Below are 24,396 nucleotides of genomic sequence, written 5' to 3' on the forward strand. Positions count from 1 at the left end.
CGGATGGGCTGCGATGCCGCCCGCGCGGTGCAAGCATTTAAGTCATATGTTTGACTTAGTTCAAGGCTGGTGTTTGACTGGCGGAACGATCACCGCGCCGTGACCGTGGCCCGTGCCATCGGTCGGCGGATCAACCGACTGCAGGAGACACGATGGTCTTGAACCGCGATACGGCATCGCTCGACGGGCTCACCGCGGTGGTCACCGGTGGCGGGTGGGGAATCGGGCGGGCGATCGCCCTCGCCTTCGCCGAATACGGCGCGCGAGTCGCGGTGTGGGAGAAGGACGCCGAGGCCGCGCATGCGACCGCGGAACTGGCCGGCGGGCTGGCCTGTGTCGGTGATGTGCGCGACGAGACGCAGGTCGACGCGGCGCTGGCGGCGACCGTCGCCAGGTTCGGGGCGCCGGCGATCCTGGTGAACAATGCCGGTGGCGTGTTCTGGTCCTCGTTGCTGGAGACCTCGGTGAAGGGGTGGGACACGCTGATCCGGTCCAATCTCACCCATGTCCTGTTGTGCACCCAGCGGGTGGCGCGGGTCATGGTCGAGGCGGGCCGCGGGGGCAGCATCGTCAATATCAGCACCATCGAGGGCACCCGCGCCGCGCCCGGCTATGCCGCGTACGCGGCGGCCAAGGCCGGGGTCGTCAACCTGACCAAGACCGCGGCCCTGGAGTTGGCGCCCTATGACATCCGGGTCAACGGCCTTGCGCCCGATGTGATCTCCACGGAGGGGCTGCGGGCGCTGGCCGACGGCGATTTCGAGGAGCGCGCGGGGGCGGCGATACCGCTGGGGCGGGTCGGTCATGTCGACGAGATGGCCGGTGCCGCTGTATTTCTCGCGTCGCCGATGTCGTCCTACATCACCGGTCAGACGATTCATGTCGACGGTGGCAGCGCGGCGGCCGCGGGCTGGCATCGGGTGCCCGGCGAGGAGCGCTACCTGCTGAGTTCCGAGCGCTGACGAACGCGACTCGCGCACTACGAGAGGTGATCACAGTGAGTACCAAGGTCATGGCGGGTGTGCGGGTGGTGGAGGTGGCCCAGTTCACCTTCGTCCCCGCGGCCGGGGCGATCCTCGCCGATTGGGGCGCGGACGTCATCAAGATCGAACACCCCGTCCGTGGTGATACCCAGCGTGGGTTCGTCAACATGGGTGGGATCCAGCTCGATCCGGATCGGCATCCGCTGATCGAGCATCCCAATCGCGGCAAACGCAGTGTGGGAATCGACCTTTCGTCGGCCGAGGGGCAGGCGGTCCTGCACGAACTGGTCGCCACTGCCGATGTGTTCCTCACCAATTATCTGCCCGCGCAACGACAACGCAACAGATTCGACCTCGAACACATCCGCGCGATCAAACCCGACATCATCTACGCCCGCGGCAGCGCCTACGGCGACAAAGGACCCGAACGCGATTCGGGCGGCTACGACGGCACCGCCTTCTGGACCCGCAGCGGCGTCGGCCATGCATTGACGCCCGCGGAGCTCGGTGGCGCACTGTCCCAGGGCATTCCGGCGTTCGGAGATTCGATCGGCGGGATGAACATCGCGGGTGGTATCTCGGCGGCATTGTTCCATCGCGAACGGACCGGCGAGGGGATCGAACTCGATGTCTCGCTGCTCAGCACCGCCTGGTGGGCCGCCGGGGCCGGGATGACCCAGGCGCTGGAGACGGGCATCACCGCGCGGTCGCCGATGCCGAATACCACCGGCAGGTCGGTGAATCCGTTCGTCGGCAACTACGCGACATCCGACGGCGGCACGATCAATCTGTGCATCGTGAGCCCGACCGGCTACATCCGTGACGCGTTCGAGCATCTGGGCCTGCCCGAGGCCGCCGACGATCCGCGCTTCGCCGAGCCGCGGCCGCTGCTGGCCAACGCCGACGCGGCGGCCGCGCTCATCCGGGCCGCCATCGGCGCGAAATCCTTCGACTACTGGCGGAAGCGGCTGAAAACCATGCGCGGGCAATGGGCCCCGTTCGCCAGCCTGATCGACCTGGGCAGCGACGAGCAGGCGCTGGCCAACGACATGATCGCCGAGGTCGAGACCGCCGACGGCGCACCGTTCAAGGTCGTGCGCGGGCCCGTGCAGTTCAATCACGAACCACTCGAAACCACCCGCGCGCCACTGGCTTCCGAGCACACCGAGCTGGTGCTGACGGAGCTCGGCATGGATTGGGACCGCATCGCCGAGTTGAAGGAATCCGGCGCCATCGCGTGATCCGGTGCTGCGCGGCGGCATTCGGCGCCGCCGCGCAGGCTGCCGCCGCGCGGGCCGGACCGGTCAGCGGCCGCGGTGATCGACCGAGCCGGGTGCCACCGGGTGCGGCATGCTGTGCACCGGCGGCGCCGGATGCTGGACGATCCCGGTGCGCAGGTCGCTCGCGGCCCGGCGGTAGCCGTCGATCACCGCGTCCTCGGTGTCGTAGTCGAAACGGTCGGTGAGCGAGGGGAATTCGGCGGAGTCCAGGTCGCGCGACCGATACCGGTCGATCGTCTCGGCCAGCGCCGCGAGCGGTTCGACCACCTGCCGGTAGTGCAGGTCGCGGCGGGCCTTGCCGGTGTCGAGCAGGCAGTGGGTCGCGGTGGTGTTCGCCAGCGGCAGCAGGGTGGTGGCGGCCTCGACGGCGATGTCACCGGGTATCGCGACCAGTTCCAGTTCCGCACCCAGCAACGCCAGGACGGCATCGGCCCACTGGCGCAGCGACCATGCCGTGTGGTCGCCGCAGTTGTAGACCTGCCCGGCGGCGGCGTCGGGGTGGTCGATCGCGGCCAGGACAAATCCGGCGGCGTTGCGCGCGGCGCAGCGGGTGTGGATCTGGAATCCGCCGTCGGGCAGGATCATTCGCCGCCGGCCGTCGCGGACCCGGCGCACGATCGACCATTCGGCGGGGCGAGCGTTGTTCGGGCCGTAGATCATCGGGAACCGCAAGATCGTCGCCGCCGGATGGTGATCGAAGACGGTTCGCTCCCCCTCGGCGAGTTTGCGGGAGAAGCGCCGGGCCGGATCGCCGCCGTCCTCGCGCACCACCGGGTGGTCCTCGGTGACCGGAATCGGGAGTACCGCACCGGCGTGCGGAAAGTAGCCGTCGTACACCGGAATTCCGCCGACGGCGACGAACCGGTCGCAACGCCCCGCCAGGGCCGGCGCCAGATGCCGGACGCGCCCGTACATCGCCAGGACCAGATCGAAATCGCGTCCGGCCAGCGCCTCGTCGATCGACTCCCGGAAATGCGGATCGCCGTGGATGTGCTCGATCCCGGCCAGCTCCGGGCTTTCGTGCACACCGCGGTGGAACACGGTCACCTCGTGACCACGTTCGCGCAGGCCGCCGACGATGTGCGGGCCGGTGGGGCCGGTCCCGCCGATCACGAGTACGCGGGTGCCGGTCACGACGAAGGTCCGTCCAGTGCGCGTTTCACCGTCGGCCGGCCGGTGGATCCGTCGGCGAATCCGGCGAAACGCCGTGTCGCGCCGGTCCGGTCGTGCGCCGACTCCATGCGCGGGCCCCAGGCGAGCATGCCGCCGTCGGCCCGGATCGCCTCGCCGGTGACGAACTCGCTGTCCGGCCCGGCGAGGAAATGCACAAGTCCCGCAATATGTTCCGGGGTCCCGAGATCTGGCCACGGTTGTACGGCGGGCAGCCCGTCGACGATCGCGGCGCGGTTGCGTCCCATCACCATCGGGGTGTCGATCAGGCCGGGACAGACGGCGTTGACGCGGATCCGGTGCGGCGCGAGTTCCACCGCGGCGTTGGCGGTGAAGTTCACCACCGCGGCCTTGGCGGCCGAATAGGCCAGCGGCCCGGCGCCACCGACCAGTCCGGCGGCCGAGGACATGTTGACGATGGAACCGCCTGTGCCCGCGGAGATCATCACGCGCGCACCGTATTTGGTGCCGAGGAAGACACCCCGGCCGATCACCGCGAAGGTGCGGTCCCAATCGGCGGCATCGATATCGGTCAACGGACCGAACGCGCCGCCGACACCCGCGTTGTTGACCAGCACGTCGAGTCCGCCGAAATCGCGGACGGCCGTGTCGATCAGGGCCGCGACATCGGCCTCCTGCGCGACATCGGTGACGACGAACCGCAGGGTGCCCGGGTCGCCGGCCTCGGACAGCAGGCGCGCGCCGTTGGCGGCGTTGACATCACCGACCACGACGCGCATGCCCGCGGCCAGCAGCCGCAACGCGATCGCCCGCCCGATTCCACTGGCGCCACCGGTGACGACCGCCACCGGCTCGGATGACTTCACGCTGTTCTCATTTCGCCGAGGTGCCACGGTGCGCGGTACCGCGCCACAGGATTTCCGTCGGCGGCACCGGTGGCCGGGCCGTCCGCTCCGCCGACAACGCGTGGGCCTTGAATGCTCGTGCGGCCGAACTCAGTACGTGCTCGACCGGTCCGGCGCCGTCGTACGGTGAGGTCGATCCCCACACCACTACCTCGGCGGGTCCGCGGGCGGCGAGGTCCAGCACCCAGCGGCGGATCCGATCGTCGTCGCGCAACACGTCGGCGGCGACGGCCACCGCATCGGCGCGCTGCTGTGGTCCGGTGGGCAGCGCGCCCGGTGGCAGTGGGTTGCCGTGCGCGCCGAGGATTTCCAACCGCCGGAAGTCGTCACCGGCCAGCACGAAGACGTCGACCTCCCATCCGGCGAAGGCGAGATCGGCCATCCAGCCGCCGATCTCGCGCACCGCGGCATCGACCGTGCCGGTCACGACGTGCATGCGGCAGCGTCCGGCCGGGCTGCGCCCGGCGGCGGCGGAGCGGCGAGAAAGCTTGGCCCGCTGCGGTTTCGCGTCGGCGCGCGCCACCACCGACAACTTCGTCGCGCCGGTCATGATGCCGCTCCGGCAGGTGTCCCCATGTCTCGACTCCTCAGTGATCCGGCACCGCGAGGTAGGGCCGGGCCGAGGCCGTTGCCTGCCACAGACCCACCATCGCGTCGATCAGCTCAGTCCCGACCGTCGGCCAGTCCCGGCCGGGTGCCTTGCCCGCGGCGAAGGCGCGCTCGAAATTGGCGCAGGTGTGCAGTAATACGGCGCGCATCATCACGTTTCGGCCGGCCCGGACCTCGCGGGGCAGGTCCGGCAGGCTCGCCTCGATCCGGTCGATCACGTGCCGCAGCGAGGGCGAGCGCAGCGCGTTGTCGATCACGATCCGGTGATAGGCCGGCTCGGTCGCGCATTGTGCGGCGAAGCGGGCGTACCAGGTCGGTGTCCCCGATGTCGCCAGGTGATCGGTCAGCGGCGCGACCAGGCAGGTGATCCAGTCCCGTAGCTCGACGGAATCACCGGTCTGCTCGACCCGGCGCTGCCGCAACTGCTCGATCGCCCCGGCGTGGTCCTCCTCGATCGCGGCCACCAGCCCGGCCTTGGTGCCGAAGTGGTAGACGACCGCCGCATTGTTGCCCTGACCGGCCGTGTCGGTGATCTGCCGGTGGGTGACCGGCGCGATTCCGTGTTCGGCGAACAGCCGTTCGGCGGCGGACAGCAGCGCACGACGGGTGCTCTCGGCGCGGGGCGATCCGACCGCGCGGGCATTGGTGGCCATGCGATCAATCTAGCCGCACCCTTGATATAAGTCAGGTGTTTGTTTTAAATGGTGGGTGATCGTGGTCACTCGGCCGAAGTTTCCGGGCGGCCGAGTGATCACCGACTCGACGACGAGGTAACCACCGTGACAGCGACACTCGGCGGCGGTGGATGGAGTGTGCCGATATGACCCTGCCCACCGATCGATCCGACGCCACACTCACCGGCGACGACATCTATTACGACCCTTACGATGTGGCGCTGAACGCCGATCCGTACCCGATGTTCGCCCGGCTGCGCGCGGAAGCGCCGCTGTACTACAACGATCGCCACGATTTCTACGCGGTCAGCCGGTTCCAGGACGTGCACCGCGGGATCACCGATCACGAGACCTTCAGTTCCGGACGCGGCGCGATCCTCGAGATCATCAAGGCGAACATGCCGATGCCCTCCGGCATCCTGCCCTTCGAGGATCCGCCGATCCACGATCTGCACCGTGGCCTGCTGACGCGGGTGTTCACCCCCCGCCGCATCCAGGAACTGGAACCGAAGGTCCGCGCCTACTGCGCCCGCACCCTCGACGGACTGGCCGGCACCGGGCGCTTCGATTTCATCACCGATCTCGGCGCGCAGATCCCCATGCGGGTCATCGGGATGCTGCTCGGCATCCCCGAGGACGAACAGGCCGCGGTCGTGCACGCCGACTCCACGGTGGCGACCGAACCCGGAAAACCCATGACCGACAACGCCAATGGCGCACTGGCCACCGGGGAGGTCTTCGCCGACTACATCGACTACCGCGCCGAGCATCCCTCCGACGACCTCATGACCGACCTGATGCAGGCCGAGTTCGAGGACGAGACCGGCACCCGCCGGCGGCTCACCCGCGAGGAGTTGCTGCTGTACGTGACCGTGATCGCCACCGCGGGAAGCGATACCACCACCCGCTTCCTGGGCTGGGCCGGCAAGGTACTCGCCGAGCATCCGGACCAGCGCCGTGAGGTCGTGGCCGACCGCGGCCTGCTGCCGCAGACCGTGGAGGAGATCCTGCGGTTCGAGCCACCGGCACCGCATGTCGCACGGTATGTGACCCGCGAGGTGGAACTGTACGACCGGATCGTGCCGGAGGGGTCGGTGATGATGATGCTCACCGGCGCCGCCAACCGCGACTCGCGCCGATTCCCCGCCGACGGAGACGTTTTCGACATCCACCGGGCCGCACGCCCGCACATCGCGTTCGGCGCCGGCATCCACTACTGCCTCGGCAACGCGCTGGCCCGCCTCGAAGCCCGGGTCACCCTGGACGAAATCCTCACCCGGTACCCGGAATGGGATGTCGACCTCGGCAACGCGCAGATGTCGTCGACCTCCACCGTCCGCGGCTGGACCTCACTACCCACCATCGTGCCCTGAAATCCCCACGGCACGAACCGATCTCGCTCCACGGGAGGTAACGATGACGCAGGCAGTGACCCGGCCCCGGGTGCCGGGCACCGACACGGTTCCGATCCGGGTGGTCGATTCCGACGTGCACCCGGTCCCCCGGCCCGGCCGGATCCTGGATTTCCTTCCAGAGCCGTACCGCAGCAGGATCAAGTCCCACAAGGTCGGATCCACGATCTTCTACGACGCACCGGATTTCGCCCACGCCTTCGCCATGCGGGCCGACACCTTCACCGACGACGGCGGATTCCCCGGCAGCGACCCCGATCTGGCCTTCCGGCAACTGATCCTGGAGGCCGGCTCCGACATCGCGGTCCTGGAACCGGGATTCAAGGGCGCCCGGCTGCCGGAATGGACCCAAGCCCTGTGCGGCGCGTACAACGGCTGGCTGGCCGCGGATTGGCTTGCCTCCGACAGCAATTGGCATCAGCGCTGGCGCGGCTCGATCTCCGCCGCCGTGGACGATCCGCACGGGGCCGTGCGCGAGATCGAGAAATGGGCCGGGCACCCGTATATGGCGCAGATCCTCATCCGCGCCGAACCCCGGCCCGCCTGGGGCGACCCTCGATACGACCCGGTGTGGGCCGCGGCGGTGAAACACGATCTGGCCGTCGCCTGCCACGTCTCCCGCGGCGTCGCCGAGACCCTGCCCCTGCCGCCGGTCGGAATCCCTTCCTACAACCACGATTTCATGGTCAGCTACTCGCTGCTGGCGAACAACCAGGTGATGAGCCTGATCTTCGACGGGGTGTTCGACCGGTTCCCGGAGCTGCGGATCATCCTGGTGGAGCACGCTTTCACCTGGATCCTGCCGCTGATGTGGCGGATGGACGCCATCTACGAGAAGCGCAAGTCGTGGCTGGACATCAAGCGGAAGCCGTCGGAATACGTCAAGGAACACATCAAATTCACCACCCAGCCGCTGGACTATCCGGACGACAAGACCGAATTGATCCGGGCCCTGGAATGGATGGAATGCGAGAAGATCCTGATGTTCTCCTCGGATTACCCGCACTGGACCTTCGACGACCCGCGCTGGTTGATCAAACACCTGCCCGCGCACGCTCGCGAAGCGGTGATGTACCGCAACGGGATCGAGGTCTACCACCTCCCCGAATCCGTACCGGCCGTCGATGGGCAGACCGAGGTCTGGTGACCGGCTCGCCGGAATCTCCCAGGTACCGAAGGGATATACGCACATGAGGATCGAGATGGACGCCGAGCGCTGTCAGGGTCACACCCTGTGCGCGATGATCGCTCCGGAGGTGTTCGAACTCCGCGAAATCGACGGCCACGCAACAGTTCCCGCCGACGATATCGCACCCGGGCAGCAGGACGATGTGCGCGAAGCGGTCCGCTCGTGCCCGGAACGCGCCCTCCGTCTCACCGACTGAACCCCGCGAACGTCACCGACCTCGGCGATGTCGCGCGATCGCCGGCGTCCGCTCCCCTGCCATCGAAGGATCCCGCCTGTGACCACCGACCATCCCCGTGCCGCTCCCGATCGCAAAGGTCCCCGTTTCCGGTTCGACCGGCACACCGCCGAATACCGGGAACAGTTCGAGGAGATCACCGGCACCATGCACGCGCGGTGCCCGATCGCGTGGAGCGACACCTACGACGGGCACTGGGTCGCCGCCGGCGCCGACGCGGTCTTCGAACTCGCCCGCTCCCCGCACATCTCCAACGACCACGACATCCACAATGAACGCCGCGGATACCAGGGCATCGGCATCCCGCTGCCCAAGCGCGCCCGCAGCGTGCGCGGCAGCATCCTGGAAATGGACGACCCCGAACACCGCCGCTACCGCGCGGTGTTCAACCCCTACCTCTCCCCTGCCGCCGTCGCCCGCTGGACACCGTTCATCGACGAGATCACCCGCGCCGCCCTCGACGAACACATCGAAACCGGCCGCATCGACTTCGTCGACGACCTCGCCAACGTCGTCCCCGCCGTCCTCACCCTCGCCATGCTCGGTATCCCACTCGCCAACTGGCAGCTCTACAGCGAAGCCGCACACGCCGCCGTCTACACCCCCGAACACTCCCCCGACATCGAACGCGTCGCGGCCCTGCACAAACAGATGGGGACGGATCTGGCCGCGGCCGTCGAGGAGATCCGGGTGAACCCCCGGCCCGGAATCGTGAACGCCCTGCTCGAACTTCGCATCGACGGCGACCCCGCGCCGGCCGCCGAGGTGATGGCCGGTGTCGCTCTGGTCATCGGCGGCGGCTTCGACACCACCACCGCACTCACCGCGCACTCCCTGAAGTGGCTCGGCGAAAACCCCGACCAGCGAGCACATTTGAGTCGCGAACGCGACTGGCTCCTGGAACCGGCCACCGAGGAATTCCTCCGCTACTACACCCCGGCCCCCGGCGACGGCCGCACCATCGCCGCGGACTGCCGCATCCAGGACACGGACTTCGAGGAAGGCGACCGGGTGTGGCTGTCCTGGGCGATGGCCAATCGTGACCCGCGGGTCTTCAGCGATCCTCACGAGATCGTTCTCGACCGGAAAGGCAACCGGCACTTCAGTTTCGGCATCGGCACCCACCGCTGCATCGGCTCCAACGTGGCGCGCACCGTGTTCAAGGCCATGCTCACCACCGTCCTCGATCGGCTACCCGACTACCACTGCGACCCGGCCGGCACGGTGCACTACGACACCATCGGCGTCATCCAGGGCATGCGGCACCTGCCCGCCACCTTCACGCCGGCCGCCCGCCGCGGACCCGGCCTCGAGGAAACCCTCACCAACCTCCAACGCGTCTGCGACGAACAGGGTCTCGCGCGACCGGTCACCGAATACAAAGAGGCGGCGCGCATCACGGGGTGAGGGCTTGCACTGTCGCGGCTGTCGGTCGTCGGCTCGGTGGGTGCGGAAGACCGCTTCGGACCCAGCGGCGCAGCACCGGCCACCCGAGTTGCTCTCGCATTGCCGAGTGCCATTCGGCAGTGTCTCGACGGCCGATCCGACTACGTGGCTGGTAAACCGGAGCACGACACCGGGAACTCGCCGTCTGGGCACCTTCAGAGAAACAGCCGAAGCGTGCCACGGTGCTTCCACCTCATCGGCTCATCAGTCACCGCTGAACCACAGGTAACCCTGCTGCCGGATCGCCGAGGTCAAGTCCAAATGTGTGGTGTAGCAGTGGTGGTCACCGCTTGATCCGGTAGCCGGTCAGGCGGTCAAGGCTGTGGTGGTGTCCTCCTGTTCGTCGGGGTCGGTGATGCCGCGGGAACGGGCCAGGACGTCGAGGCCGAGGTAGCGGCGTCCTTCGATCCATTCGTCGTGTTGCTCGGCCAGGACAGCACCGACCAGGCGGACGCTCGCGGTGCGGTCGGGGAAGATCCCGACCACGTCGGTGCGGCGGCGGATCTCCTTGTTCAACCGTTCCTGAGGATTGTTCGACCAGATCTGACGCCAGATCTGCTTGGGAAACGCGGTGAACGCCAGCAGGTCCGCGCGAGCGTTGTCGAGATGGGCAGCGACTCGGGGCAGCTTCTCGGTCAACGCGTCGAGCATCCGATCATATTGAGCGGCAACCGATTCGGTATCGGCTTGATCGAACACCGAATGCAACAGTGTGCGGACCCAAGGCCACGAGCTCTTCGGGCAGACACTCATCAGGTTGACCGTGTAATGGGTGCGGCAACGCTGCCACGACGCTCCGGGCAACGTCGCCCCGATCGCGGCGACCAGCCCGGCGTGGGCGTCGGAGGTCACCAGCTGCACTCCGCTCAGGCCGCGGGCGACCAGGTCGCGGAAGAACGCCAGCCAGCCGGCACCGTCTTCACCGGAAGTCACTTGCAGGCCGAGGATTTCGCGATAGCCATCTGCGTTGACGCCGGTGGCGACCAAACAGTGGACGTTGACCACGCGCCCGTTCTCCCGCACTTTCAACACCAGTGCGTCGGCGGCGACGAACGTGTAGGGGCCCTGGTCCAGAGGCCGGGTGCGGAACGCCTCGACCTGGGCGTCGAGGTCGCGGGCCATCAGCGAGACCTGGGACTTGGACAGTGCGGTGACGCCGAGGGATTCGACCAGTTTCTCCATTCGACGCGTCGAGACTCCGAGCAGATAGCAGGTCGCGACCACGCTGGTGAGAGCCCGTTCGGCGCGTTTGCGACGCTCGAGCAGCCAGTCCGGAAAGTAGCTGCCGGACCGGAGTTTCGGGATCGCGACGTCGATGGTGCCGACCCGGGTGTCGAAGTCGCGGTGGCGGTAGCCGTTGCGGTGGTTGACCCGTTCGTCGCTGCGTTCGCCGTAGCCGGCGCCGCAGGCGGCGTCGGCATCGGCGTTCATGAGCGCGTGGATGAACGTGGACATCATGTTCCGCAGCAGGTCGGGGCTCGCGAGGGCGAGTTGGTCGGACAGCGTCTTGCTCGGGTCGATAGGCTGGACAGAGGTCATCGCGTGGTCTTCTTCCTTCAGTGACTTTGGTCGGTCTCTTGAAGGATCACGCGGTGACCACCTTGCTGTCCGGGATTGTCACGGACTCAGCAACCAGTCAGGCCGCCGTACACCACGCTATTGGACGCAACCATCGCCGATTCCGATGCTCGCCGCAGGACGGAGAACAGTTCCCGCTCCGAGTCGCTCCGTGGAGTCGCGGAATCCAGCTCCTCCAGAAAGAATTTCAACTGGTATGAATTGAACATAGTGTCGGCGTATTTGTGAATCCCGCGCATCATCGGTCCCGTGGGTGAATCCAAGACGATAGCCGACAGCGTTTCGGCGGCCGCGCCGGAGAACGACTCCACCTGGTTGTGATTCATGTTCTGCACGCTTATCGCAATGCCCAACTCATCCTCCTGATTCTTTTGCCGGTCATCCACAGGTGCCGACGCGGCATCCCAGGGTGGGCAGGTCCGCCACCCGGGGTGGGTAGTGACCGGTCCTCGGCGGGGCGACGATGGAATCACTTCGAATCATCTCGGAGGCTTCGGGTTCCGTGTCGAACCGATCGAGAAAGACCGAACCATGCGTACATTCGTCACCATCGTCGCCGCCTTCGCACTCCTGACCATCGGCACCGCAGCCGCCGTCTTCCTCGCCACCCACGCCGACGCACAGGTCCCGGGCACACCGGCCGGCACATCTATCACCACCTTCGGCCATGTCGGCCCGGACGCAGTGCCGCCCTATCGGTTCAGTGTCTCGAACATGGTAGGGACGACTGCGGATCGCTCATCGACGCCGGTGCGGTAAATAGTGCGCAGGGCTCGGCACGACGCGACTGGGCAGTATCACCAGGGATTACCGGAGGCGGTCGACACCGTCGGAGGTCCGGTAGTGCCGACACGCCGGAATCCCGATGATCGGTTGTCCGGCAACGGAATCCGGCTCGCCTGTCCGGATGCTCGCGCCTGCCGGATGGCGGACGTTCGAGCGGGGCGCTCGAACATCCGGCAGGCCGGCGATTCGCTTGTGCCGGTTTACGTGTCGCTGTCGAAGCGGCGACGGGCGGTGGCGATGTCCGTGCCGAGCGTGTCGGCGATCACGGGCCAGTCGACGCCGTGGGTTCTGAGGCGGTTGATCCAGCCGGCGAGATCGGCCTCGACCCGGGCCGCGTTGGCGGCCACGGCGGGCAATAGCTTCAAGATCTCGTCGGCGGGGTAGTCGCGATGGGATCGGCCGGCCGCCGACTCTCCCGCTGGGGTTCCGGCGTTCACATCGGCGATGATCGTCGCGGACAGGGCCACGCACTCGTTGCAGATGTAGACGCCGGGGCCGGCGACCAGGCGCTGCACCGCGCTGGAGGGCTTGGTGCAGAACGAGCACGACGCGATATCGGTGGTGGGGGGCATGCGATTCTCCTGTTGCTGGCGGATTCTCCGCAGGACGGTCGCATAGGGCTCACCGGTCCGAGCAGCAGTCGATCTGACCCGACGCTTGAGGTGCTTCTTCGTCGTCATCCGGTCTCGCGCACTCCGATCGGCACCCCAGCGATACCCTCGGAATGGGTACGGACAACAGTGCCGAGGACATGATCCCCTTTACCTCCGGATACCGGCCTGCTGGGACAGCCGAGGGAGGGAGGCGCGGAACTCGCCGCCGACATCCTGGCAGATGCCGCGGAGCGGAGTCAAGTTGCCTGTTTCCCGGCTGACCTGCGTCGGGTGTGGCGTGCGCGCCTCGTATTCGCCTGCCTCGACGGGTCTTCCGCTCTGTTCTCTCGCCACGATCTCGCCGGTGCTCACCGGATCCTCGCGATCGTGCTGTTTCTATTGCAGCACAACGATTTTCACGTTATCGGTAGACTTCCGGAGTGAACGACGATCCGGTGATCTCGCTGCGCGACTACCAACTTGCCATGCTGTCCCCGATGTGCGACCGAGCCCCTGCCCAGGCGCAGGCGCTTCTCGAATCGGTGGGCGCCGACCGGTCGGACACTGTCGCCGCTGAACAGCGGCGGCGGACGATGCAGCCCTACATCACCGTCGACGAGTGCGCAGCGGTGTGGGGATCGCCGGCTTCCGACGAGCTGGACGAGGACGGCACGCTGCGGTATACCCGGTGGGACCTGTCGTTCTGGCCCGATCTTCAGGTCGAATTCGCGGAGCTCACCAGCAATTACCGGCGGGTCGTGTCCCGGCAGTTCGTCCGCCGCCCGGGATCGTCGGCGCCGCAGCTGAATACCCTCGCCGACCTGACACCGTGGTCTTGCACCCAAGGCGAACTGGAAGCCGGCCGGTTCGGGCCGCTGATCTACGTGACCGGGTTCGGGGCGGTCGGGGACCTCGACGCCTTCACGGTCGTCGATCCCGAGACCGGACGTGAACGCTACTACTGGGCCGACTTCGACTGGACCCTGCTGCAATCGGTGGAACCGGCGCCACACGACTGGCGTCCCGAACCCGGCTGCGCCTGCCACGACCCCACCCCCTGAATCACAACGAGAATTTGTCGGCAGCCCGCGAATATGTTCGGGTGCACCAGGTTTCAGCGACCCATCCGGTTGTCTCGCCGATTGCGGGTACGGCATTCGGGATGTACGTACTCGCCGGTTCGGCGCGCCGCGAATTATCGGGTGATGGGCTCGACCCTCGACCGAATCGAACAGCGTGGTCTTGCCGGCGCCGCAGAATCGGACACTTCCGTCGTCGGCAGCTGTGCCGTGGTCATCGGCGTTTCGGGTCGATCGGGCCGCTACCGCGGTGGGTAGCTGCGGCCGCCCGGTTCCCCCTCAGGCTCAGCGCAGTTCGCGGCGGAGGATCTTGCCGCTGGCGGTTTTGGGGAGTTCGGCGACGAAGCGGATCGCGCGGGGGTATTTGTAGGCGGCCATGCGGGCCTTGCAGTAGGCGATCAGTTCGGGTTCGGTCGCGGATGCGCCGGGGTGCAGGGAGACGACGGCGTGGACCGTTTCGCCGCGGTATTCGTCCGGGACGCCGATGACGGCGGCCTCGCGGACTGCCTCGTGGGTGTAGAGGACGTCCTCGACCTCGCGTGGCCATACCTTGTAGCCGGCGGCGATTATCATGTCCTTCTTGCGGTCCACGAGGTAGAACCAGCCGTCGGGGTCCATGAAACCTACGTCGCCGGTGCGTAGTTCGCCGTGCGGGAAGGGGGTGGCGGGGGTGTTCGGGCCCTGCCAGTAGCCGGCGGCCACCTGGGGGCCGGTGATCAGGAGTTCGCCTACCTCGCCCGGGGGGAGTTCGGTGTTCTCCTCGTCGACTATTCGGGCGTGGACGGCGGCGATCGGGACGCCGATCGACAGTGCGCCGGAGTCGGGGTCGACCGGGGCGCGGCGGTCCGGGGGGACCACGTGGGTGATCGAGGAGGTTTCGGTCAGGCCGTAGGCGTTGTGGAGGTAGCCGCCGAGGACGACTTCCAGTTTGTCGGCGACGGCCGGGGCTATCGGGGCGCCGCCGGAGTAGATCTTCGTCAGGGAGCGGAAGTCGTCCGGGGTTACAGTCGGTACCGCGGCCAGCGCGGCGAAGGCGGTGATGGCGCCGACGGTGAATACCGGGCGGTGTTCGCGGATCGCGTCGACCATGACCTCGGGGTGGAAGCGGTGGCCGAGTACCAGGGGTGCGGGGATCAGTAGTGACAGGATCGCGTGGCCCACCAGGCCGGTGATGTGGAACAGGGGGGCGATGGCGAGGATGGCGTCTTCGGGGGTGAGTTGCATCCATTCGCGGTAGCTGCGGGCGTTGAAGACGAAGTTGGCGTGGGTGAGGCGGGCGCCCTTCGGGTCGCCGGTGGTGCCGGAGGTGTAGACCAGGAAGGCGGGGTCGTGGGGGTGCGCGGGTGGGACGGGGGCCGGGTGGCGGGCGGTGTATTGCTCGAGTAGTGCCAGCAGGTCGTGGGTGCCGTCGGTGGGGGTGCGAGGGGACAGGATTCGGTCGTCGTTGCGGGTTTGGAAGTCTCGGGCCGAGAAGGTGATGACCGTGTCCACCTGGGGGGCTTCGGTCAGGGCGGTTCGCGCTACCTCGTGTACCTCGTCCAGGCAGATCAGGGCTCGGGCGCCGGAATCGCGGAGGAGGTGACCCAGTTCGCGTTCCTTGTACATCGGGTTGACGGAGACGGCGATGCCGCCCGCCTTCCAGGTCGCGAGCATGCCGATCACGAACGCCGGGTCGTTCTGGGCGAAGAGGGCCAGGCGGTCGCCGGGGGCGAAGCCGAGGTCCTGGAGTGCCGTGGCCAGGGCGTCCGCGGCGGCGTCCAGGCCGGCCACGCTGATCACGCCGTCGAAGTAGCGGATCGCGTCCTGGTGGGGGGCGCGGCGGACCGCGTCGGCGAACATGTCCAGGAGGTTGGGGAATTCGGGCTCGATGTCGTGGGGCTGGCCGTCGCGGTACAGCGGCAGCCAGGGGCGGTCCGCGTAGCGGGGGGACTCGCTCATCGGATGTTCCGGTTCCTTCCGCTCATCCCGCAACGCGGGCGCGGATCTCGACCGGGATGTTGCCGCGCGTGGCGTTCGAGTACGGGCACACCGTATGGGCCTCTTCGGCGAGTTTCCGGCAGGTCGCCTCGTCGACGCCCGGGATCTCGACGTCGAGGACGACGGCCAGGCCGAAGGCGTCCCCGACCGGGCCCATGCTGACCTCGGCGGTGACGACGGACTGTGCGGTGTCGATCTTGTTGCGGCGGCCGGCCACGCCCAGGGCGCCCTGGAAGCAGGCGGCGTAGCCGGCGGCGAACAGCTGTTCCGGGTTCGTCGCGCCACCGGGGCCGCCGAGCGCGACCGGCGGGCGCAGGTCGACGTCGAGGAGGCCGTCGTCGCTGCGGGCGTGGCCGGCGCGGCCGCCCGTCGCGGTGACGCGGGCGGTGTAGGCGATCCGGTCGAGCTCGGTGGTCATGTGGGATAACCCCTTTCGTGGCGAGGTGGCGGTGGTCAGTGCGCGGCGGCGGGGGCCGTGACCGCGCCGGACGGGCCGTACTGGGCGCGCAGCAGGTTGAGTCCGCCGCCGGCCTCGATGACGTCGATCGCGTGCTTGCTCGGGGCCGTGCCGACCAGTTCCTGACCGGTCCGGGCGATGCGGACGGTGGCGGTGCGCCAGTCGACCTCGATGTCGTCCCAGCGCTGGACGGCGGCCGCGATTCCGGGGACGGTCACCAGCGGCATGCCCTGGTAGAGCTCGCCGCGCCAGAATCCGGGGGCGTACGACTCCGCGACGACCGCGACGATGCCGGCGTTGCGCATCGCGATCATGGCCGGGTAGTGCGGGTGGCCGTAGCCGAAGTTGCGGCCGCCGACCAGGATGTCGCCGGGGCGCACCTCGTCGACGAACGACGGGTCGTACGCCCGCATCAGCACCGAGCGGAGCTTGTCCGGGTCGTAGTACTTGATGTTCGTGACGCCGATGACCAGGTCGATGTCGAAGTCGTCGCCGAACTTCCAGGCCACCCGGCCGTCGAAGATCTGCTCGACGGTCATGCCAGCACCTCCCGGGGGTCGACGATCTTCCCGGCGAGCGCGGACGCCGCCACGGTGTAGGCCGAGCCCATGTAGATCTCGGCGTCGGTGCTGCCCATCCGCCCCGAGATGTTGAGGACTCCGGTGGAGATGCACTTGTCGCCGGGTTGCAGCGGGGAGGCGTATCCGACGCAGAAATCGCAGGACGCCTCGGCGACCCGCGCGCCGGCCGCGGTGAGGATGTCGAGCAGACCCTCGGATCGGGCCTGGTCGTAGATCTGCTTCGAGGTGGGGACGACGTTGAACTGCACGCCGGACGCCACCTTCCGGCCGCGCAGGATCTCCGCCGCGGCCCGGATCTCCTCGATCCGCCCGCTGGCGCAGGATCCGATGTAGGCGTGCTGGAGTTCGGTGCCGGCCAGGTCCTCGACGGGCCGGGTGTTGCTCGACTTGGCCGAGCCCGGGAGCACGACCTGCGGCGACAACGCGTCCAGGTCGATGTGGTGGGTCGCCGAGTAGACGGCGTCGGGATCGCTGCGGACCGGGTCGAAATCGCCGCGGGCCACCCGCCGCGAATATTCCAGCGACAGTTCGTCCGGGTTGAAGATCGCCGAGACGGCGCCGGTGAACATGGCCATCGCGCACAGGCCTTGGCGGCGGCCGATCGGCATCGACTCGGCGCCGGGACCGGTGTACTCCATCACCTGGTGTGCGCAGGCGTCCGCGCCGTGGGTGGCGATGATGTGGTGGATGAGGTCGCGGTTGTCGACGCCCGCCGCGAAGCCGCCCGCCAGGTGGAAGCGGGTGCTCGCGGGTACGTCGAGGTAGACCGCGCCGGTCACCCAGGCCTCGAGCAGATCCTTGCGGACTCCCCAGCCGAGGGCGCCGAGCGCGCCGAGTCCGCTGATGTGCCCGTCGAAGTGGACCAGGAACGAGCCGGGGGCGGCATAACCGAGTTCGGCGGCGACCTGGTGGCCGATCCCGACCCCCTCGTGCACCTCGACCCCGTTGAGCCGGCCCCACTCGCGGGTGACGTTGTGCATCTCGAGTTCGCGCTCGTTGTTGCGCGTGGTCATGTGGTCGATGAACAGGACGTACCGCTCGGGATCCTTGACCCGCCCGATGCCGAAGTCCTCCTTCATCTGGCGGAACATGACGTCGGTGTAGCCGGGGTAGTCGTAGGCGATCATGTGGTCCGGCCGGAACGGCGCGTTCTGCCCGGGTACCACGCGGTCCAGGCCGCCCGCGCGGGCCAGGATCTTCTCGGTGACGGTCGATCCCACGGTCAGACCTCCACGGCGGCGGGTAGGTAGGTGCGCTGACGTTCCTCCATCTCGGGGAAGCCGATCAGGTCCACGAAATCCTCGTGTTCCATGTAGCGGCCCGAGACGGCGGGCAGCGGCTCGCCGGCGGCGAGGCGGGTGAACGAATCGCGGATCGCGGTCGCCGCCGCGAGGACGCCGTGCGTGGCGACCAGGGCGATCTTGATGCCCGCCGCGGTCATCGCCTCGTCGGTGAATTCGCGTTCGACCCAGGTCCACGCGGTCAGCGAGGCGACCAGGGGTACGCCGGTGAGCTCGTGACACCGCTGCCATTCCGCGAGGGTCCGGAAGGTCTTGGAGACCGGCATGATCAGGTCGGCGCCGGCGTCGACGTAGGCCCGGGCGCGCTCGAGCGCCGCCTCGCCGACCGCGTCCGTGCGGGCGATGAGCAGGACGTCCTCGCCCAGACCGTCCTTGGCCGCGCGGACCTTGCCGGTGGCCTCGGCCAGCGGGGTCACCTCGACGGGGTCGCCGACGCAGATCGGGCAGCGCTTGGGCGAGACCTGATCCTCCATGAAGACCGCGGACACGCCGGCGCGGCGCATCCCGGCCGCGGTGCGATTGGCGTTGATCGCGTTGCCGTAGCCGGTGTCGATATCGGCGATGATCGGCAGCTCACAGGCCTCGCGGATCTTGCGGACGGCGTCGATGCCCTCCGTCGCCGTGAACACCTCGGCGTCGGGCATGCCCAGCGCCGCGGCGATCGCGAAGCCGGAGGCGCAGACCGCGGTGAAACCCGCCTGCGCCGCGATGCGGGCCGAGAGACCGTCCCAGACGCCGGGGGCGTGGATGACGCCGTCCCGGGCGATCAGCTCGGTCAGGGAGGGGTGTGTCATACGAACCACCTGTTTCATAATGCGGAACGCTTTCCGCTATTCGATACTTACGGTAGGCCCCGGATGTGGTCGGGTCAATGTCCCGTCCGTCCGGGGTCCGGCGCTTCGCGCCCTGGTCGGGGCAGCATTCAGCGACGCGGGGGACTGCCCCCGAGGGGGACCGGGCAGTCCTCCGCGCGCTGCGGACCGGTGCGGTGGCTAGCCGACGAACATGTCGTTCACCGCCCGGTAGGCATAGGTGTAGTTGCGGGCGTTCGCCAGGCCGGTGACGTAGCCCTTGAGCTCGCGGGTGGCCGCGGCGTTGCCGGTGGCGTACAGCCCGGCGATCGGGCTGCCGTCGCGCCGCAGCACCCGCGCCGAGGGGTCGATCGCCAGGCCGAGCGAGCACAGGCCGACGCCGAGCACGTGCAGGGGTACCGCGTAGTACGGCGCGGTGGCGATCGCACCGAGATTGGGGTTCGGGTAGCGGGGATCGCCGTACGCCTTGCGGGCGAAAGGTAGTGAGCCCCGGCCGAATTCGGTGTCCTCGCCCGCGGCGGCGAAGTCGTCGAACCGCGCGACGGTGGCGGTCAGGCCCGCCGCGTCGATGCCGGTTCCGGCCGCGAGGTCGGCGAGCGAGTCGAATCGGAGGACGTCGGCCGGATAGTCGGCGCCCGGCGGATAGGGGCCCAGCGGGTAGTGGCGGCGGAACGATTCGTCGAAGACGAGCCAGCACGGGAAGTTCGCCCACCGCTTGTGCCGCGAGTCGAAGGTGCGCAGGCCGCGGATCAGCGCGCCGTAGTAGCTCTCGTCGCCGAACCGGTGGCCGTCGCGGTTCACGACGATCGAGTGCGGGAAGCCGAGATTCTCGAGCAGCTGGCTGAACAACGGCTCGTCGCTGCCGGGGTGGGTCCGTCCCTCGAAGCGCGCGCCGAGTACCACGAACGGATCCGCGCCGCGGACCACGGTCGCGCCGACGCTCTGGCCCAGCGTGAGCCCGTCGCCGCTGACGACCGGCGGGGACGCCTCGATCAGTTCGGGGACGTCCTCGAGTTCGGCGGCATCGGATGCGTTGCCGTAGCCGCCGACGGCGAGCAGTACGCCCCGGGTCGCGGTGATCTCGACCGGGCCGTCGGGGCCCTCGGCGATCACCCCGGTCACCCGGTCGTTCTCGTGGCGCAGGGCGACCACGCGGTGTTCGAGGCGGCATTCCACACCGCGGCGGACGAGGGCCTCGCGGGCGAAACCGGCCGCCAGGCCGAGGCCGTGGGTCAGCAGGTCGTCGCGCTCGCGCTCAGCGGCGAGGGCGAGGCGGGCGTCCAGGTCGCCGGCGAGGACGTGATAGCTCTCGTCGCGGGTGACTCCGGTGCGGTAGTAGACGCTGGGCCGCAGGCGGTCGCGCCACGGGCCGAGGTCGGACCCGGGGACCGCGACTTCGAGCAGACGGCCCTGGGAGGTGGACCCGGCGCACGGCTCGTACAGGTCGGCCGCGTCCCGGATCAGCGAGAACGGCACGCCCGCCGCGGTGAACCAGCGGGTGGCCTCGATCGCGGACTCGAGGTATTCGCGGCGGGCCGCGCGGTCGACCGGGCGGCCGCTGCCCTGGACCTGGTCGAGATAGTCCTCGGTGGCGGCCAGGGTGTCGGTGCCGTCGTCGAGATGATTGGCGCCGACCCAGCAGAACCCGCCGCTGTAGGCGGCTACACCGCCGATCATCGTGGAGCGTTCCAGCACGAGCACCCGGGCACCCAGGTCGTGCGCGCGCACCGCCGCGGCGAGACCGCCGAGACCGCCGCCGACGCAGACGACGTCGTATTCGGTCGCACTCATCGGGCCGTCGCCGGGTTCACGATGCGGCCGAGCTGCGCTCCTACACTCGGACGGGCGAGCGTCGAATCGGAACTCATGGCGTGATCTCCTTCGGGTCAGAGCACGGCGACCGGTGCGAGGGGGCTGCCGGTGCCGCCGGGCAGTCGTAGCGGGGCCGCCACGATCAGGAAGTCCGAGCCGCCGCGCTCGGCCAGGGCGTCGGCGAGCTCCTCGAGGGCGAGGTTGTGCAGCAGGTGGACGCCGAGATGGACTAGGGCGAGCACGTGGATCGGCAGCCGGTGCTCGTCGACGGCCGGGAAGTTGTCCGCCGAGCCGTCGGTGCCGAGCAGGCCGCAGTCCAGTTCGGCGACGACGCGCATCGCGCTGTGGTGCAGGCCGGCGATGGGGCCGTATTTCTGCTCGGCCGTGCGGCCCTCGGCCGCGGCGGCGCTCGCCGAACCGGCCACCGCGCGAGCGCGGCCGGTGCGGATGATCAGGGCGTCGCCGGGGTGCAGGTCCGGGGCGGCCGCGCGCAGGTCGTCCTCGGTCACCGGGTCACCGCCCGCGAGGTGGTCGACGCCGCGCAGGCGCGGGACGTCCACCAGCACGGCGCGGGTGACGACCGGTCCCCCGGCGAGCATGTCGCCGATCGACGCGCCGGACATGTCGACCATCGACGCGAACGGGCGGCCGTTGTAGCCGATACCGCCGTAGCCGATGTGGCACAGCGCGTCCATGTGGGTGTTGTCGAGGCCGTGGCACTGGATGTGCACTTGGTCGCTGGCGGCCTGGACGTCGCCGCCGGCGTTCGAGCCCCAGGCCGTCACCATCTCGTGGCGGACCGCGTGGTCCAGGCCCTGTGGGTAGTAGGGCGGATCGGCCGGGTCCAGCGGCCGGCCGAGCGAGACCACCGTCCCGGTCCGGACGGCCGCGGTCGCCCGCAGCACGTTCCGGGTGGTGACGAGGTTGAGGGTCCCGCGTTCGTCGTCGGCGCCCCAGCGTCCCCAGTTCGGCCGGACGCCGAGGTGGACGGCGTGCGCGTGCACCTCGTCGGGAGACTTCTGCCGGTATTCGGTCATGATCCGTACCTCCGTCGTCATCCGAGGAAATCGCGGTAGATGCGCATGGTGGCCGAGGCGGCGGCCGGGTCGGGATCCGGCCACCAGACCGTCGCCGGGGTGGGGACGATCGTCAGGAGGTCGCCCGGTACCAGGGTGGCCGCGTCGTCCAGCGCGTTCGCGAGCATGTCGTGCGGTCCCGCGGTGAGGATCGCGGGCCGGCGCAGGTGCGGCAGCCGGGAGCGGGTGTCGTAACCGAAGCCGGCGCGGTAGGCGAGGTCGTAGGTCGTCCCGCTCTCCAGGATGCCCACGGCGTAGAGCTGGAGTTCGGCCGCGGCCGGGATGCCGATCGCGCGCGTCGCCGCGTGCTCGACGCGGTACCAGGGCCAGTAGGAGAACATGTCCCGGCGCCAGTTCCAGATCAGCTGCAGGTGCAGGCCGAACGGGTCCGGGGCGAAATCCGGGAAATAGTTGGCCAGCAGGTCGTCCCGGAATTCCGGGGTCACCATGACCGGCGCCTCGTAGACGCCTTTACCGATCCGGTCGGGTTCCGTGACGGTCATCTCGAGGGCGACGCAGGCGCCGGTGTGGGAACCCCAGACGTCGAAGGTGTCCCATCCGAGGGCGTCGGCGACCGCGAACGCCTCGCGGGCGAGTGCGGCGATATCGGGGACGCGGTCGCGGGGCTGCGACAGGCCGTTGCCGAAATAGTCGACCGCGACCGCGGTGCGGGTCTCGGCCAGGCCGCGCAGGACGGGAGCGAATTGCGCGGCGGAACCGCCGCCGGTGGCCAGCACGAGCACCGGCCGACCGGTCGAACCCGCGCGGCGCAGATGGGCGACGCCGTAGGCGGTGTCGAGGTACTGGTGCCAGATCTCCGTGCCGGGTGCGGGAGTGGTCGGCGGGGGCACCAGGGGTGCGGCACCGGTCGGCGGGGGTACGGCACCGGTCGACGGAGGTGCGGGAGTGGTCGACGGAGGTGCGGCACCGGTCGACGGAGGTGCGGCACCGGTCGACGAGAGCTCGGCACCGGTCGGCACAGGTTCGAGAGCGGTCGACGAGGGATCGGCGGGAGTCGTCGCAATGGGCGGGGCGAGGACGGCGGGGAGTTCGGCGAGGGTGGCGAGCCGGGTGGCCTCGGGTAGCGACGCCGATGCGGCGGGTAGTGCGGCGGCCGCGAGCCGCCAATACCGGACGAATGCCGCCGGATCGGTGACGGCCGCGACGAAGGTCGCGCTGAGGTCGGCGACCCCGGGCAGCGGCGGGCCGGCGGCGATCGGCAGGGTCGGATCGTCGGCGCGCACCAACCGGCGGTCGCGCAGGAAGGACCAGAACGCGTTGAGGTGCGTGCCGTCGTCGCGGGCCTGCGGCGACGGCGGGGTGAGCCCGTGCTCGAGCCAGCCGAGCGCGGATTCGACGCCGATCAGCACGGTCACCGCCGTCCGCAGCCGGTGTGCGACCGCCGGCGCCAGGGCCGCGGACAGTTCGAATGCGACCAGGTCCACGGACTCCTCGCCGAGGAAGGCGAGGCTCTCCGCGACGGCAGCGGCGCAGTCGCCGAGGGAGGTCGTGGCGGCCCGCGCCGAACCGCCCACGCCGGGTGGCTCGACGACGATCACCCGGCGGCCGGGCAGCGTGACCAGCAGATCGTCCAGCAGTGTGGCGGCGGCCCGGGTGGGTCCGGCCAGGGCGACGAGCGTGCGGCCGGTCCCGCCGAGGTGCAGCCGGATCTGCCCGTACCCCGTGGTGACGTAGTGCCGGCCGGTCATGCGCGCTCCTCGGCGGTGTGCAGGGCGCGATCGAGTTCGGGCACCGCGATCTCCGGGTCGAGCCCGAGGTGGCGGGCCACCAGGTCCGGGTTCTCGTCGAGTTCGGCGGGGGTGCCGGAGGCGATGATGTCGCCGCGGTGGATGAGATAGGCGTGATCGCAGATCGGGAGCGCCTTGGCCGCGTTCTGCTCGACCAGCAGCACCGTGGCGCCGGCGGCGTGGATCTGCGCGATCGCCTCGAAGACGATGTCCACCAGAGCTGGCGACAGACCCATCGACGGCTCGTCGAGCAGGATCATCGTGGGCTCGGTCATCCAGGCGCGGGCGATCGCGAGCATCTGCTGCTCACCGCCGCTCATCAGCCCGGCGGTCTGGGACTTGCGCTCGGCCAGGCGCGGGAACAGCTCCCACACCTCGTCGAGTGCGGCCGAGCGTTTCCGGCCCCGGGCGAACGAGCTGAGCTGGAGATTCTCGAGCACCGTCAACGGGGCGACGACGAGCCGGCCCTCGGGCACCAGCACCAGGCCCCGCCGGGTGATCCGATGGGCCGACCGGCCGGTGATGTCCTGCCCGTCGAACGTCACCGTCCCCCGCGTGGGCTCGAGCAGGCCGGCGACGGTGTTGAGGGTGGTGGACTTGCCGGCGCCGTTCGCGCCGAGCAGGGCGGTCAGCGAACCTCGCTCGACCGCCAGCGACAGCCCGGACAGGGCCGGGATCGTGCCGTAGCGGACGTCGAGGTCGTCGACGGTCAGGATGGGAGACATCGGGGAC

General features: G+C 69.1%; 24 protein-coding genes. 8 read left to right on the plus strand and 16 right to left on the minus strand.

Annotated elements, in window-relative coordinates; genetic code table 11:
* Positions 1 to 152 precede the first annotated feature (152 nt).
* Entirely contained in the window at positions 153 to 962 is an 810-nt protein-coding gene (locus G361_RS0126605; protein ID WP_019930168.1) for an SDR family NAD(P)-dependent oxidoreductase, read from the plus strand.
* A gap of 50 nt (positions 963 to 1,012) precedes the next feature.
* On the plus strand, positions 1,013 to 2,224 hold the full coding sequence (locus G361_RS0126610; RefSeq protein WP_026343546.1) for a CaiB/BaiF CoA-transferase family protein: 1,212 nt from the start codon (positions 1,013 to 1,015) through the stop codon (positions 2,222 to 2,224).
* 63 nt (positions 2,225 to 2,287) lie between these two features.
* Here G361_RS0126610 and G361_RS0126615 read toward each other — a convergent pair whose 3' ends face one another.
* From G361_RS0126615 to G361_RS0126630, 4 genes are read right to left on the minus strand one after another with little or no spacing between them, the layout of a single operon-like run.
* Positions 2,288 to 3,397, minus strand: a complete 1,110-nt coding sequence (locus G361_RS0126615; RefSeq protein ID WP_019930170.1) for an NAD-dependent epimerase/dehydratase family protein — start codon at positions 3,395 to 3,397, stop codon at positions 2,288 to 2,290.
* Positions 3,394 to 4,260: an SDR family NAD(P)-dependent oxidoreductase gene (locus G361_RS0126620; RefSeq protein WP_036495544.1), complete on the minus strand. Its 867-nt coding sequence runs from the start codon at positions 4,258 to 4,260 to the stop codon at positions 3,394 to 3,396. Before G361_RS0126620 ends, G361_RS0126615 begins: the two co-directional genes overlap by 4 nt.
* 7 nt (positions 4,261 to 4,267) lie before the next feature.
* Complete coding sequence (locus G361_RS0126625) at positions 4,268 to 4,849, minus strand: hypothetical protein (protein WP_019930172.1); 582 nt, start codon at positions 4,847 to 4,849, stop codon at positions 4,268 to 4,270.
* A gap of 37 nt (positions 4,850 to 4,886) precedes the next feature.
* Positions 4,887 to 5,561 (minus strand): TetR/AcrR family transcriptional regulator, encoded by a 675-nt coding sequence (locus tag G361_RS0126630; RefSeq protein ID WP_019930173.1) that lies wholly within the window; start codon positions 5,559 to 5,561, stop codon positions 4,887 to 4,889.
* Positions 5,562 to 5,728: 167 nt separating this feature from the next.
* Between G361_RS0126630 and G361_RS0126635 the strand changes: the two genes are divergently transcribed.
* The 4 genes from G361_RS0126635 (at position 5,729) to G361_RS0126650 (ending at position 9,825) form a co-directional block, all read left to right on the plus strand.
* Complete coding sequence (locus tag G361_RS0126635) at positions 5,729 to 6,955, plus strand: cytochrome P450 (protein ID WP_019930174.1); 1,227 nt, start codon at positions 5,729 to 5,731, stop codon at positions 6,953 to 6,955.
* Between the two features lie 43 nt (positions 6,956 to 6,998).
* Complete coding sequence (locus G361_RS0126640) at positions 6,999 to 8,141, plus strand: amidohydrolase family protein (protein WP_026343548.1); 1,143 nt, start codon at positions 6,999 to 7,001, stop codon at positions 8,139 to 8,141.
* A gap of 43 nt (positions 8,142 to 8,184) precedes the next feature.
* Positions 8,185 to 8,379 (plus strand): ferredoxin, encoded by a 195-nt coding sequence (locus tag G361_RS0126645; protein WP_019930176.1) that lies wholly within the window; start codon positions 8,185 to 8,187, stop codon positions 8,377 to 8,379.
* Between the two features lie 78 nt (positions 8,380 to 8,457).
* The gene (locus G361_RS0126650) at positions 8,458 to 9,825 is read left to right on the plus strand and encodes a cytochrome P450 (protein WP_019930177.1); all 1,368 of its coding nucleotides are present in this window, start codon (positions 8,458 to 8,460) and stop codon (positions 9,823 to 9,825) included.
* Between the two features lie 345 nt (positions 9,826 to 10,170).
* Here the strand turns inward: G361_RS0126650 and G361_RS0126655 are convergent, their stop codons facing one another.
* A complete protein-coding gene (locus G361_RS0126655) occupies positions 10,171 to 11,403 on the minus strand; it encodes an IS256 family transposase (RefSeq protein WP_019930178.1) in 1,233 nt (410 codons plus the stop codon).
* Positions 11,404 to 11,489: 86 nt separating this feature from the next.
* On the minus strand, positions 11,490 to 11,768 hold the full coding sequence (locus tag G361_RS0126660; protein WP_196814640.1) for a hypothetical protein: 279 nt from the start codon (positions 11,766 to 11,768) through the stop codon (positions 11,490 to 11,492).
* 205 nt (positions 11,769 to 11,973) lie between these two features.
* Here G361_RS0126660 and G361_RS0126665 point away from each other — a divergent pair, with 205 nt between their 5' ends.
* Positions 11,974 to 12,201, plus strand: coding sequence for a hypothetical protein (locus tag G361_RS0126665; RefSeq protein WP_155981791.1), 228 nt, complete (start codon positions 11,974 to 11,976; stop codon positions 12,199 to 12,201).
* A gap of 227 nt (positions 12,202 to 12,428) precedes the next feature.
* On the opposite strand, the gene G361_RS0126670 is transcribed toward G361_RS0126665, so the two are convergent.
* The gene (locus G361_RS0126670; protein WP_019930181.1) at positions 12,429 to 12,800 is read right to left on the minus strand and encodes a ClpX C4-type zinc finger protein; all 372 of its coding nucleotides are present in this window, start codon (positions 12,798 to 12,800) and stop codon (positions 12,429 to 12,431) included.
* A gap of 461 nt (positions 12,801 to 13,261) precedes the next feature.
* Here G361_RS0126670 and G361_RS47295 point away from each other — a divergent pair, with 461 nt between their 5' ends.
* Positions 13,262 to 13,882 carry a hypothetical protein gene (locus G361_RS47295; protein ID WP_019930183.1) on the plus strand — a complete coding sequence of 207 codons (621 nt, stop codon included), beginning with the start codon at positions 13,262 to 13,264 and terminating at the stop codon, positions 13,880 to 13,882.
* A 303-nt stretch (positions 13,883 to 14,185) separates the two neighbouring features.
* Here the strand turns inward: G361_RS47295 and G361_RS0126685 are convergent, their stop codons facing one another.
* From G361_RS0126685 to G361_RS0126725, 9 genes are all read right to left on the minus strand, one after another.
* Positions 14,186 to 15,838, minus strand: a complete 1,653-nt coding sequence (locus tag G361_RS0126685) for an AMP-binding protein (protein WP_026343550.1) — start codon at positions 15,836 to 15,838, stop codon at positions 14,186 to 14,188.
* Positions 15,839 to 15,860: 22 nt separating this feature from the next.
* The gene (locus G361_RS0126690; protein ID WP_019930185.1) at positions 15,861 to 16,295 is read right to left on the minus strand and encodes an organic hydroperoxide resistance protein; all 435 of its coding nucleotides are present in this window, start codon (positions 16,293 to 16,295) and stop codon (positions 15,861 to 15,863) included.
* Positions 16,296 to 16,330: 35 nt separating this feature from the next.
* Positions 16,331 to 16,873 carry a hypothetical protein gene (locus G361_RS0126695; protein WP_019930186.1) on the minus strand — a complete coding sequence of 181 codons (543 nt, stop codon included), beginning with the start codon at positions 16,871 to 16,873 and terminating at the stop codon, positions 16,331 to 16,333.
* A complete protein-coding gene (locus G361_RS0126700; RefSeq protein WP_019930187.1) occupies positions 16,870 to 18,135 on the minus strand; it encodes an aconitase family protein in 1,266 nt (421 codons plus the stop codon). Before G361_RS0126700 ends, G361_RS0126695 begins: the two co-directional genes overlap by 4 nt.
* 2 nt (positions 18,136 to 18,137) lie before the next feature.
* A complete protein-coding gene (locus G361_RS0126705) occupies positions 18,138 to 19,010 on the minus strand; it encodes an oxaloacetate decarboxylase (protein ID WP_026343551.1) in 873 nt (290 codons plus the stop codon).
* Between the two features lie 198 nt (positions 19,011 to 19,208).
* The gene (locus G361_RS0126710) at positions 19,209 to 20,819 is read right to left on the minus strand and encodes an FAD-dependent oxidoreductase (RefSeq protein ID WP_019930189.1); all 1,611 of its coding nucleotides are present in this window, start codon (positions 20,817 to 20,819) and stop codon (positions 19,209 to 19,211) included.
* A gap of 95 nt (positions 20,820 to 20,914) precedes the next feature.
* Positions 20,915 to 21,877, minus strand: a complete 963-nt coding sequence (locus G361_RS0126715) for a cyclase family protein (RefSeq protein WP_063711907.1) — start codon at positions 21,875 to 21,877, stop codon at positions 20,915 to 20,917.
* A 17-nt stretch (positions 21,878 to 21,894) separates the two neighbouring features.
* Positions 21,895 to 23,625 carry an alpha/beta fold hydrolase gene (locus G361_RS0126720; RefSeq protein ID WP_019930191.1) on the minus strand — a complete coding sequence of 577 codons (1,731 nt, stop codon included), beginning with the start codon at positions 23,623 to 23,625 and terminating at the stop codon, positions 21,895 to 21,897.
* Complete coding sequence (locus G361_RS0126725) at positions 23,622 to 24,389, minus strand: ABC transporter ATP-binding protein (RefSeq protein WP_019930192.1); 768 nt, start codon at positions 24,387 to 24,389, stop codon at positions 23,622 to 23,624. The genes G361_RS0126720 and G361_RS0126725 overlap by 4 nt, the downstream gene beginning before the upstream one ends.
* Between the last annotated feature and the right edge of the window lie 7 nt (positions 24,390 to 24,396).

This window comes from Nocardia sp. BMG111209, assembly GCF_000381925.1.
Classification (GTDB): Bacteria; Actinomycetota; Actinomycetes; order Mycobacteriales; family Mycobacteriaceae; genus Nocardia.

Bases quoted from the DNA above. Each gene is read 5' to 3' on its own strand.
- G361_RS0126660 (WP_196814640.1), bottom strand. From the start codon at position 11,768: ATGAATCACAACCAGGTGGAGTCGTTCTCCGGCGCGGCCGCCGAAACG.
- G361_RS0126610 (WP_026343546.1), top strand. From the start codon at position 1,013: ATGGCGGGTGTGCGGGTGGTGGAGGTGGCCCAGTTCACCTTCGTCCCC.
- G361_RS0126720 (WP_019930191.1), bottom strand. From the start codon at position 23,625: ATGACCGGCCGGCACTACGTCACCACGGGGTACGGGCAGATCCGGCTG.
- G361_RS0126665 (WP_155981791.1), top strand. From the start codon at position 11,974: ATGCGTACATTCGTCACCATCGTCGCCGCCTTCGCACTCCTGACCATC.
- G361_RS0126695 (WP_019930186.1), bottom strand. From the start codon at position 16,873: ATGACCGTCGAGCAGATCTTCGACGGCCGGGTGGCCTGGAAGTTCGGC.
- G361_RS0126645 (WP_019930176.1), top strand. From the start codon at position 8,185: ATGAGGATCGAGATGGACGCCGAGCGCTGTCAGGGTCACACCCTGTGC.
- G361_RS0126625 (WP_019930172.1), bottom strand. From the start codon at position 4,849: ATGACCGGCGCGACGAAGTTGTCGGTGGTGGCGCGCGCCGACGCGAAA.
- G361_RS0126705 (WP_026343551.1), bottom strand. From the start codon at position 19,010: ATGACACACCCCTCCCTGACCGAGCTGATCGCCCGGGACGGCGTCATC.
- G361_RS0126640 (WP_026343548.1), top strand. From the start codon at position 6,999: ATGACGCAGGCAGTGACCCGGCCCCGGGTGCCGGGCACCGACACGGTT.
- G361_RS0126690 (WP_019930185.1), bottom strand. From the start codon at position 16,295: ATGACCACCGAGCTCGACCGGATCGCCTACACCGCCCGCGTCACCGCG.
- G361_RS0126710 (WP_019930189.1), bottom strand. From the start codon at position 20,819: ATGAGTGCGACCGAATACGACGTCGTCTGCGTCGGCGGCGGTCTCGGC.
- G361_RS0126685 (WP_026343550.1), bottom strand. From the start codon at position 15,838: ATGAGCGAGTCCCCCCGCTACGCGGACCGCCCCTGGCTGCCGCTGTAC.
- G361_RS0126635 (WP_019930174.1), top strand. From the start codon at position 5,729: ATGACCCTGCCCACCGATCGATCCGACGCCACACTCACCGGCGACGAC.
- G361_RS0126605 (WP_019930168.1), top strand. From the start codon at position 153: ATGGTCTTGAACCGCGATACGGCATCGCTCGACGGGCTCACCGCGGTG.
- G361_RS0126630 (WP_019930173.1), bottom strand. From the start codon at position 5,561: ATGGCCACCAATGCCCGCGCGGTCGGATCGCCCCGCGCCGAGAGCACC.
- G361_RS0126655 (WP_019930178.1), bottom strand. From the start codon at position 11,403: ATGACCTCTGTCCAGCCTATCGACCCGAGCAAGACGCTGTCCGACCAA.
- G361_RS0126715 (WP_063711907.1), bottom strand. From the start codon at position 21,877: ATGACCGAATACCGGCAGAAGTCTCCCGACGAGGTGCACGCGCACGCC.
- G361_RS0126670 (WP_019930181.1), bottom strand. From the start codon at position 12,800: ATGCCCCCCACCACCGATATCGCGTCGTGCTCGTTCTGCACCAAGCCC.
- G361_RS0126725 (WP_019930192.1), bottom strand. From the start codon at position 24,389: ATGTCTCCCATCCTGACCGTCGACGACCTCGACGTCCGCTACGGCACG.